A 9265-nucleotide genomic window follows, 5' to 3' on the forward strand; every position below is an offset into this window, starting at 1 on the left:
GACGGTATCGTTCCGTATTATCGAAGCAGCGACTGCGAAAGTGGTTTACACAGACACGGTGAAGGCGTCCAAAGAGGTGACGGGACGTTCAGTCGAAGGTATCACCATTGGCGAATACCATCAGCCGAGCGAGTTTGCGCGACTGCCAACGGATTTGGAATTGCTTGATACTCTGGCCAGCAGCGTGGCGGTGCGTGTTGGTGACCAATTGTTAGCACGATTCAAGGACGTCGACTTATCGTACCAGCAAAAATCGACGGCACTTGCCAAGCTTGGTAACCTGGAGGATGCCGCAGAGTACCAAGCGTGGGCAACTGTGATCAGGAAGCGAAAGGGTGTGTTAGCTGAACATGAGCCGGAACAATTAAGGGAGCTGGCGCTCAAAGCTTTGTTAGGTCGCTAGGTCATACCAGATCGAAGTAGGTTTGAGGGCATAATTGCACTTAGTCTGAAAAATGTGTGAGTGCAATACGATGAAAACGCAGTTCACCTACGAAGAACTGGTTGCCTGTAGTGAAGGACGACTGTTTGGCCCTGGCAATGCCCAGTTGCCTGCCCCTGGTATGTTGATGGTCGACAGAATTACAAAAATTGAACCCGAAGGCGGTGCTTATGGCAAGGGGCGCTTAGAGGCTGAGCTAGACATCAAGCCAGATTTATGGTTTTTTGATGTGCATTTTCCCGGTGATCCGGTCATGCCGGGCTGTCTTGGATTAGATGCATTGTGGCAGTTGACGGGCTTTTTTTTGGCGTGGCTTGGGAATCCTGGGCGTGGTCGGGCGCTCGGGGCTGGCGAAGTCAAATTTACTGGGCAAATTTTGCCAAATAACCGTCTGGTTCAATATGTCATTGACATCAAACGAGTCATTTCCAGGAAGTTAAAAATGGTGATCGCAGACGGCACCGTGCTGGTGGATGGAAAGGCAATTTATTTGGCGAAAGACTTGCGTGTCGGACTATTTCAGTCAATGAACGGCTTTTAAGGGGATAGTATGCGAAGAGTTGTGGTCACGGGCATTGGAGTGGTCTCCTGTCTTGGTTTAAATCAGGATGAGGTGACTAAGTCGCTTAAGGAAGGCAGAAGTGGGATTCGTCGTATTGATGAGTTTGTCGAGAAGGGATTTCGAAGTCAAATTGCCGGAAAAGTTGAAGTTGATTTCTCTGAACGGATAGATCGAAAGATACGTCGTTTCATGGGCGAGTCCGCTGCGCTGGCCTATCTGGCAATGGAAGAGGCAATTGCTGATTCTGGGCTTGAGCAGAAAGAGATTTCCAATGAACGGACAGGTTTGGTGATCGGTAGTGGTGGTGGCAGCCCCAGTAATCAATGGGAAGCGGCTAACATTTTTCTCGAAAAGGGATTGCGTCGAGTTGGCCCGTATCGCGTCACTCAAACAATGGGAAGCACCACCGCCGCGTGTCTGGCGACGCCGTTTGGCATCAAAGGCATCAATTACTCAATTTCGTCAGCTTGTGCGACATCGGCGCACTGCATCGGCCATGGTTATGAGCAAATACAGTTTGGCAAACAGGACATTGTTTTTGCCGGTGGTGCGGAGGAAATGCACTGGATTTTGACCATGATGTTCGACGCCATGGGCGCGTTATCGACCAAGTACAATGAAACCCCTGAGCGGGCCTCACGGCCATACGACCGTGATCGAGATGGGTTTGTCATCGCCAACGGCGGGGCGGTCGTTGTGCTCGAGGAATATGAACATGCCAAGGCGCGGGGGGCGAAAATCTACGCTGAAGTGACAGGGTTCGGTTCGACCTCCGACGGTTATGACATGGTGGCGCCTTCAGGAGAAGGGGCTGTGCGCTGCATGAAACAGGCGATTGCCACAGCACGTCAACCGATTGACTATATCAATGCCCATGGTACGTCGACGCCGGTTGGTGATGTGACCGAATTGAAAGCCATTCGCGAAGTCTTTGGTGAGCGCATCCCGTATATCAGTTCCACAAAGTCGCTGGCAGGGCATTCGCTGGGGGCAACTGGCGCCATGGAAGCAATTTTTAGCCTGCTCATGATGAAACATGGGTTTATTGCCGCAAGCGCCAATATCGAGAATCTTGATCCCGAAGCAGAAGGCATGCCGGTGGTTATGCAGCGGATCGATGATGTCGAGTTGAACGCGGTGTTATCGAACAGCTTCGGCTTTGGCGGGACCAACGCTTGTTTAGTGTTTGAGGGATGCGATGCGTAGATCAAGAAAGGCGCCCTAACGGCGCCTTTCTTAATCCCAGTCAACAAAAAGATCCGCTTGTAACGGTACATTTTCGGGGCCATGGCGGTAACGCGAAAAATCCTGATAACCTCGTTCGCGCAAAATGGTCTCGTCAATGATCGTTTGCCCCGTCAATTCTTTCGGATCGCTTCGCACAATTTCAAATGTGGCGTCTGCCATAATCTCCGGCGTGCGCGCATGTTTGAGCATTTCCTGATTTCCGACCGCGAATTCAATGGCGGCTGTGGCAATAATGGTTTTTGGCCAGAGACAATTGACACCGATGCCATAGGGTCGGAATTCTTCTGCCATTCCCAAGCTTAATAACGTCATACCGTATTTTGATAGCGTGTAAGGGGCATGTGGGGCCAGCCATTTTTTCTCTAGTTGGATGGGCGGACTCATACTGACGATGTGCGCATGATCTGATTGTTTTAAATAGGGCAGTGCACAGCGAGCACAGACAAACACTGCTCTTGCGTTAATGGCCATCATCAGGTCAAAACGCTTTGTCTCCGTCTGTTCAACCGGGGTCAACTGGATGGCGCCAGCGTTATTGATCAGAATATCAATGCCACCAAAATGTTCGGCGGCCTCGGCCATGGCTCGTGCGACGGCTTGGTCGTCCCGCACATCGACTGCCAAAGGCAATGCTCGGCCACCAAGTTCGCGCACTTCTTCGGCAACGCTGTGTATAGTACCCGGTAATTTGGGATGAGGTGTTGAAGTTTTGGCCGCAATGACAACGTTGACACCATGTTTTGCCAGCTTAAGGGCGATAGCTCGTCCGATGCCGCGGCTTGCACCGGTGATAAAAGCAGTTAAATTGTCAAGTTGCTCACGTTTCACTGGGTTGCCTCCTGATTATCCATCAAAACACTTGGTGATGCTTTCATTGTAGCGGTGTTTTATCGTTTTCGTCGGCTAAATAAGCGATGCCTCTTGAGGTTAGGATCGCAATTGCCTATCCTTGCGGCTCATCTTTAATGTACCGTTCGTTTTGACGGAAAAATGATGTCATCAAACTTATTCCAAGCGCTCACCCTTGACGGCTTTTTGGCGGTCACACTCACTTACGGTGAACAGCACATCGAAAGTGATTGGATACCATTGCCACAAGGCGGCCGGTTTCGTTGGTTAGACAATGGGGTTTTATTAGCCGAACCGCATGACCAACCGGAAAAAACATTGTCTTTGGTCATCTCTTCGGGCATTCATGGTAACGAAACCGCACCGATTGAAATCGTTGATGAGCTTGTCCGTAAGCTCTTGGGTGGTGACATTAAACTTGCCGTGCCCGTATTATTGATCATGGGTAACGTGCTTGCCATGCAGGTGCAGCAGAGGTTTGTCAATGAAAACATGAACCGACTGTTCAATGGTAAGCACGCTGGAAAAACACACTATGAAGCCCATCGGGCAAGGCAACTCGAAGATTATGTCAAAACATTTTTCCGCGCCTATGACGCTCCAATTAAGCGTCACTATGATTTACATACGGCCATTCGACGTTCGCATCACGAGAAATTTGCCATCTATCCGTATCCGGATGGCCGGCCCTGGAACTTAGAGGAAATCAACCATCTGGAATGTTGCGGCGTTAATGCCATTTTGCTCGGCCATCAACCGTCAAGCACATTTTCCTATTTTTCAAGTCATGCCTGCGCTGCGTATGGGTTTACGGTGGAGCTGGGGCAAGTCAAACCTTTCGGCCAGAATGACATGGAACGTTTTCGTGCCGTCCGTGAGCAGCTAGCGAGCTGGTTGTCGGGTGACAATATTCGACGCTCGCCAAAATTACCGAAAGTCCCTGTGTATTCAGTCGAAAAAGAACTTATTCGGCGCAGCGAAGACTTTGTGTTTTATGTGGATGATGCGGTGCCAAACTTCACTCGTTTTCCGGTTGGCACCTGCCTAATGAAGGATGCTGAAGGCAGTTATGTGGTTCAGCACGAAGATGAGGCGATTGTCTTTCCAAATAAAAATGTGCCCGTGGGGCAGCGTGTTGGCTTGATTGTTCGTCCCGTTGATGCAGCCTCAGTTTTTGGTACGCTGTCTAGCAATCATTGATATTACAGGAGTCAAGCATGGACAAAATTAAGGTGTCTATTATTGGTGGTGCTGGTTATGGCGCAGCAGAGATTCTTCGCCATTTGCTGGTGCGTGAGGACGTCGAAATTCTTCGGATCTCAAGTAAAGATCATGTGGGCGAGTCAATTAGCCGAGTGCATCGAAAATTGGCAGGTTATGAACACTTGATCCTTGAAGACATACCACCGAGAGAAGCAGCCAAAGGGGCCGATATTGTCTTTCTCGCGATGCCACACATCGTCACGGCCAAAGTGGCGATGGAACTGTTTGATCTCGACGTACGTATTATTGATCTTTCAGGCGACTTCAGGCTACACCGGCTCGAAGACTATCAGCGCGATTACGCGCCGGAACACCCGTGTCCAGAGCGTTTGGGGACATTTGTGTATGGTATGCCTGAGCTGAACGCAGATAAGATTAAAAATGCGCGCTATGTGGCCAGTCCAGGATGCTTTGCCACATGCATCGCGATGGGCTTGTTGCCTTTGGCGGATGCCGGATTGTTAAAAAGTGTTAACGTTCGCACCGTGGCGATCACAGGCTCATCTGGTTCCGGTGTACGCCCCCAGCTTGGCACCCACCATGCGATTCGCGCCAACAACTTAAAGGCATACAAAGTGCTCCATCACCAACATCGTGCGGAAATTGTTCAAACCTTAGGAATGGCTGGGGGAGAAAGTATCGCGCTCGATTTTGTGCCGGTATCGGCCCCCTTGGTGCGCGGTATTCTTGCCATCAGTCAGCTTGATCTCCCAGCCGAGCACGATGAAGACTCAATTCGCAAGATTTATGAGGCATACTATGCGGGCAATAAATTGGTGTCTGTGATGCCAAAAGGGATGGTGCCTGAAGTCGTGGCTGTTCAGGGCACTGCGCGTGTCGAAATTGGCATCAATACCCGCGTTGATGAGGAGACTGGTGTCCGCACGCTGTGTTGCACCAGTGCGATTGACAACCTGATCAAAGGCGGCGCAGGTCAAGCCATTCAATCATTCAACTTAATGACCGGAAAACCGGCACACTACGGTCTGGATATGCCGGGGCTGTGGCCATGAGGCAAAATAATCCCGACAAACCGCTGGCGGTAGTCAAAGTTGGCGGTGATGTTTTGCTCGATGATGCGCAAAAGAATGGTTTGACCAAGAATGTCGCCGATCTCGTCAACCATGGTTGGCAAGTGGTGCTGCTGCATGGCGGCGGCCCTCAAGTGAACCGACTGCAGACACAACTCGGACTCACACCGAAAAAAGTGGGTGGCCGCCGGATCACCGGACCTGATGATTTGCGTGTCGTCAAACAAGCGATTGTCGGCGAGGTGAATGTTGATTTGGTGTCTGCGCTTATTCGTGAAGGCATTCCCGCCTTTGGTTGTCACGGCGCCAGCGGACGTCTCATTCAGGCGGTCAAGCGACCGCCACGTGTCGTCAGTGGCGCTGGTGATACGCCGGTGGATTTCGGTGAGGTGGGGGATGTTGTGGGCATCGATCAGGCCGCATTAACGCCGCTTTTAGCGGCCGGATTTGTCCCGGTTATTGCCACCTTGGGCGTCGGTGACGATGGCCGAATTTTCAATATTAATGCTGACACCACGGTGGTACGTCTGGCGGAAGCGCTATCCGCCGATCTCTTGATATTGACCACCGCAGTTGGCGCTGTGTTTGAGGACCTCAGTCGTCCTGACTCTAGAATCCCAATGATTGATGAAGTCTTGGCACGACAACTGATCCAAGATGGCGTCATTGCCGATGGCATGATTCCTAAAATTGAGGAGGCCCTAGCGGTGGTCAGACAGGGCGTCGGCGCTGTGGTCATCTTATCCGGGGCGGCTGAAGGTGCATTTCTAAAGGCCGCTCAAGGCAGCACGGAATTTGGGACGCGGATAGTGGACTCTCGGTAGAGGAATTCAGCGAATATTAATCAACGTAATGTTAGATTATGGATGCGGCCTTATTGAGCCGCATCGTTTGTGTTAACAAGGGTAAAGGAGAATGAAAATGATGAAAAAAACATTGGTAGCGGGCCTATGTGCGGCGATGGCCGGTATCGCTTCTGCGGGCAGTCTTTCGTATGATCACGTCGAAGCTGGCTTTGTCAGCTTGGATAACGGTGATGAGAACGGTGTCTTCTTCGGAGCTATGCGCAAGTTGACACCAGATGTTTTTGCCGAGTTCCAGCTTGATTATTCAGATTTCACTAAGGCCACGGCAGGCATCGGCTACGAGTTGTTCAAGGGAAACGGTGTGAGCGTGGATCTGCATGGTGGCCTTGAGTATTTTGACTTTGAACATGGATGGGGATCGCAGAGTGAGTCAGGGGCGTTTTTGGGCCTGCGTGCCCGGAAAGCGATTGGAAACGGTTCTGAGTTTTCTGTCTGGCTTGATACTGGTACAGCGGATTTCTTTAAGGGTTCGGAGCTTGGTCTTCGTACCGATTTTTCGATCACTGCTCAACTTAAAGGTGTCATCAGTTACGAAATCGGATTCAATGATCGAGACTATGATACGTTTCGTCTTGGGGTGCGCTATCAATTCTAGTTTCACAAAAAGCCCGGCTTCGAAGCCGGGCTTTTAATGTCCAGTCTTCGCATAACTTAAGGACTTTACCTGCCGCGTGTATCAGCTTAACATTGCGAACCTTTAGTAACGGGTATCGAGCAAAATATGAGAACGCATTATTGCGGCCAACTAAATCAAACAGTGGTTGGGCAGTCCGTCACACTCTACGGTTGGGTTCACCGTCGGCGTGATCTTGGTGGCTTGGTTTTTATCCAGCTACGCGATCGTGAAGGCATTGTGCAAGTGGTTTTCGAGTCCGACGACAAGGCACTTGTCGAGCTGGCAGAAACACTTCGCTACGAAGATGTGGTGAGGGTGTCAGGGGTCGTTCGTGCGCGCCCTGAGAATATGGTTAACCCGGATATGGCGACCGGAGATATCGAAGTGGTTGCGACAGGACTGGATATATTGAACCGTTCTGCTCCGCCAGCCATTCCCGTGGATAAACCTACCGAAGTCGCAGAAGAGACTCGGCTTCGTTATCGTTATCTTGATCTGCGCCGCCCAGAGATGAGTGCGAAAATAAAGTTGCGGGCGGCGGTCACGAGAACCTTGCGCCGTTACCTTGATGAACGGGGCTTTCTGGACATCGAAACCCCTTTTTTGACCAAGGCGACACCTGAGGGCGCGCGGGATTACCTTGTGCCAAGCCGTGTGCATCGAGGTAAGTTTTATGCGCTTCCTCAATCTCCACAGCTATTCAAACAGCTGTTGATGATGTCTGGTTTTGATCGCTACTATCAGATTGTACGTTGCTTCCGCGACGAAGATCTACGCGCTGATCGACAGCCAGAGTTTACGCAGCTCGACATAGAAACGTCGTTTATGCAAGAAGACGAAATCATGGCGTTGATGGAAGACATGATTCGTCATGTTTTTGAGGTACATCTCGGAGTGGCCCTGCCCAATCCGTTTCCGCGGCTTTCCTATGAAGTGGCGATGCGCGATTATGGCAGCGATAAGCCGGATCTGCGCATCTCATGGCGTTTGATCGATGTTGCGGATATTTTTGCCGAGAGTGAATTTAAGGTGTTTGCAAATACCGCAGCGGATAAAGACAGTCGTATTGCGGGCTTGCGCGTGCCCAGTGGTGCCGAGTTGTCTCGGAAAGCGATTGACGAGTTGACCAAATTGGCCGCCAAACATGGTGCCAAGGGGCTTGCTTGGATTAAGGTCAACGATCCAAAAGCGGGTGCAGCGGGTATCCAATCACCGATTGCCAAGTTTCTGACTGATGAAGAAAGCCATCAACTTGTCGACCGTCTATCTGCTGAAGCAGGCGATTTGCTGTTGTTTGTTGCGGATAAATACCGAATCGCCAGCGAAGCACTGGGGGCAATTCGGCTGCGGCTGGGGCATGAACGGGGGGCTGTAGAAGCTGGTTGGCGACCGTTATGGGTGGTTGACTTTCCGATGTTTGAGTCAACAGACGACGGGTTGGCTGCGCTTCACCACCCGTTCACAGCGCCACGTGTCGACGATTTGGCCGCACTGAAGTCGTCACCGACCTCAGCGCTGTCGCGCGCGTACGATATGGTGCTCAATGGACACGAGATCGGTGGTGGCTCCATTCGTATTCACCAGCCGGACATGCAACAGGCGATTTTCGAATTGCTGGGCATTGGCGAGGCTGAGGCGCTTGAAAAGTTCGGATTTTTGCTGGAAGCGTTGAAGTATGGCTGTCCGCCCCATGGCGGCATTGCGTTTGGGCTCGATCGTTTGGTGATGTTGATGGCTGGTGCCGAAAGCATTCGGGACGTGATAGCATTTCCCAAGACGACGACAGCCAGCTGTCCGTTGACAGAGGCACCTTCGGCAGCGTCCTCAGAGCAGTTGGCGGAATTGCATATTGAGATCAAAGGTGGGGAGTGAGTCATGGCTGGACATAGTAAATGGGCAAATATTCAGCATCGTAAGAAAGCTCAGGATGCCAAGCGTGGAAAATTGTTCACCAAGTTGATTCGTGAAATCGTCGTGGCGGCGCGTATGGGCGGCCCGGATCCTGAGGCCAATCCACGGTTGCGGGCGGCAGTGGATAAGGCGCTTGGCAGCAATATGAAGCGCGAGACCATTGAAAACGCAATCAAACGCGGCGCAGGTGGACAGGAAGGGGATAACGTCGAAGAACTTGTTTACGAAGGTTATGGTCCGGGCGGCGTGGCGATTTTAGTGGAAGCCATGACGGATAACCGTAACAGAACTGTAGCAGAAGTGCGGCATGCCTTTTCCAAGCACGGCGGCAATCTCGGTGCTGAAGGGTCGGTGGCGTATCTGTTTAATCGAACTGGCGTCATCAGTTTTGCGCCCGGCTCAGATGAAGACGCCATTATGGAGGTGGCGATCGAAGCCGGAGCAGATGATGTGATCACCAATGATGATGGCTCCATC

10 protein-coding genes are annotated in these 9265 nt (G+C 51.4%); 9 read left to right on the top strand and 1 reads right to left on the bottom strand.

Features of this window, described 5'->3' with window-relative positions; all coding sequences use genetic code 11:
- The 3 genes from D6694_11900 to D6694_11910 form a co-directional block, all read left to right on the top strand.
- Positions 1-403 (top strand): hypothetical protein (locus D6694_11900; protein ID RMH38718.1); only part of this gene is annotated, 403 nt, incomplete at its 5' end.
- A gap of 70 nt (positions 404-473) precedes the next feature.
- The gene (locus D6694_11905) at positions 474-983 is read left to right on the top strand and encodes a bifunctional 3-hydroxydecanoyl-ACP dehydratase/trans-2-decenoyl-ACP isomerase (protein RMH38719.1); all 510 of its coding nucleotides are present in this window, start codon (positions 474-476) and stop codon (positions 981-983) included.
- A 9-nt stretch (positions 984-992) separates the two neighbouring features.
- Positions 993-2210 (top strand): beta-ketoacyl-ACP synthase I, encoded by a 1218-nt coding sequence (locus D6694_11910; protein ID RMH38720.1) that lies wholly within the window; start codon positions 993-995, stop codon positions 2208-2210.
- 30 nt (positions 2211-2240) lie between these two features.
- On the opposite strand, the gene D6694_11915 is transcribed toward D6694_11910, so the two are convergent.
- Positions 2241-3080, bottom strand: a complete 840-nt coding sequence (locus D6694_11915; protein RMH38721.1) for an NAD(P)-dependent oxidoreductase — start codon at positions 3078-3080, stop codon at positions 2241-2243.
- 162 nt (positions 3081-3242) lie between these two features.
- Between D6694_11915 and astE the strand changes: the two genes are divergently transcribed.
- The 6 genes from astE to D6694_11945 form a co-directional block, all read left to right on the top strand.
- Positions 3243-4301, top strand: coding sequence for a succinylglutamate desuccinylase (gene astE, locus D6694_11920; protein RMH38722.1), 1059 nt, complete (start codon positions 3243-3245; stop codon positions 4299-4301).
- Positions 4302-4318: 17 nt separating this feature from the next.
- On the top strand, positions 4319-5377 hold the full coding sequence (gene argC, locus D6694_11925; GenBank protein RMH38723.1) for an N-acetyl-gamma-glutamyl-phosphate reductase: 1059 nt from the start codon (positions 4319-4321) through the stop codon (positions 5375-5377).
- Positions 5374-6219, top strand: a complete 846-nt coding sequence (argB, locus tag D6694_11930) for an acetylglutamate kinase (GenBank protein ID RMH38724.1) — start codon at positions 5374-5376, stop codon at positions 6217-6219. The genes argC and argB overlap by 4 nt, the downstream gene beginning before the upstream one ends.
- Before the next feature lie 91 nt (positions 6220-6310).
- The gene (locus tag D6694_11935; GenBank protein RMH38725.1) at positions 6311-6856 is read left to right on the top strand and encodes a DUF481 domain-containing protein; all 546 of its coding nucleotides are present in this window, start codon (positions 6311-6313) and stop codon (positions 6854-6856) included.
- Between the two features lie 126 nt (positions 6857-6982).
- Positions 6983-8749 (top strand): aspartate--tRNA ligase, encoded by a 1767-nt coding sequence (aspS, locus tag D6694_11940; protein RMH38726.1) that lies wholly within the window; start codon positions 6983-6985, stop codon positions 8747-8749.
- 3 nt (positions 8750-8752) lie between these two features.
- On the top strand, positions 8753-9265 hold a 513-nt coding region (locus D6694_11945; protein RMH38727.1), incomplete at its 3' end, for a YebC/PmpR family DNA-binding transcriptional regulator.

The sequence above is a fragment of the Gammaproteobacteria bacterium genome, from assembly GCA_003696665.1.
GTDB lineage: Bacteria > Pseudomonadota > Gammaproteobacteria > Enterobacterales.

Excerpts from the sequence above, each read along its gene's own strand:
- D6694_11905 (RMH38719.1), top strand. The coding sequence starts at position 474 with ATGAAAACGCAGTTCACCTACGAAGAACTGGTTGCCTGTAGTGAAGGA.
- aspS (RMH38726.1), top strand. The coding sequence starts at position 6,983 with ATGAGAACGCATTATTGCGGCCAACTAAATCAAACAGTGGTTGGGCAG.
- argC (RMH38723.1), top strand. The coding sequence starts at position 4,319 with ATGGACAAAATTAAGGTGTCTATTATTGGTGGTGCTGGTTATGGCGCA.
- D6694_11910 (RMH38720.1), top strand. The coding sequence starts at position 993 with ATGCGAAGAGTTGTGGTCACGGGCATTGGAGTGGTCTCCTGTCTTGGT.
- astE (RMH38722.1), top strand. The coding sequence starts at position 3,243 with ATGATGTCATCAAACTTATTCCAAGCGCTCACCCTTGACGGCTTTTTG.
- argB (RMH38724.1), top strand. The coding sequence starts at position 5,374 with ATGAGGCAAAATAATCCCGACAAACCGCTGGCGGTAGTCAAAGTTGGC.
- D6694_11935 (RMH38725.1), top strand. The coding sequence starts at position 6,311 with ATGAAAATGATGAAAAAAACATTGGTAGCGGGCCTATGTGCGGCGATG.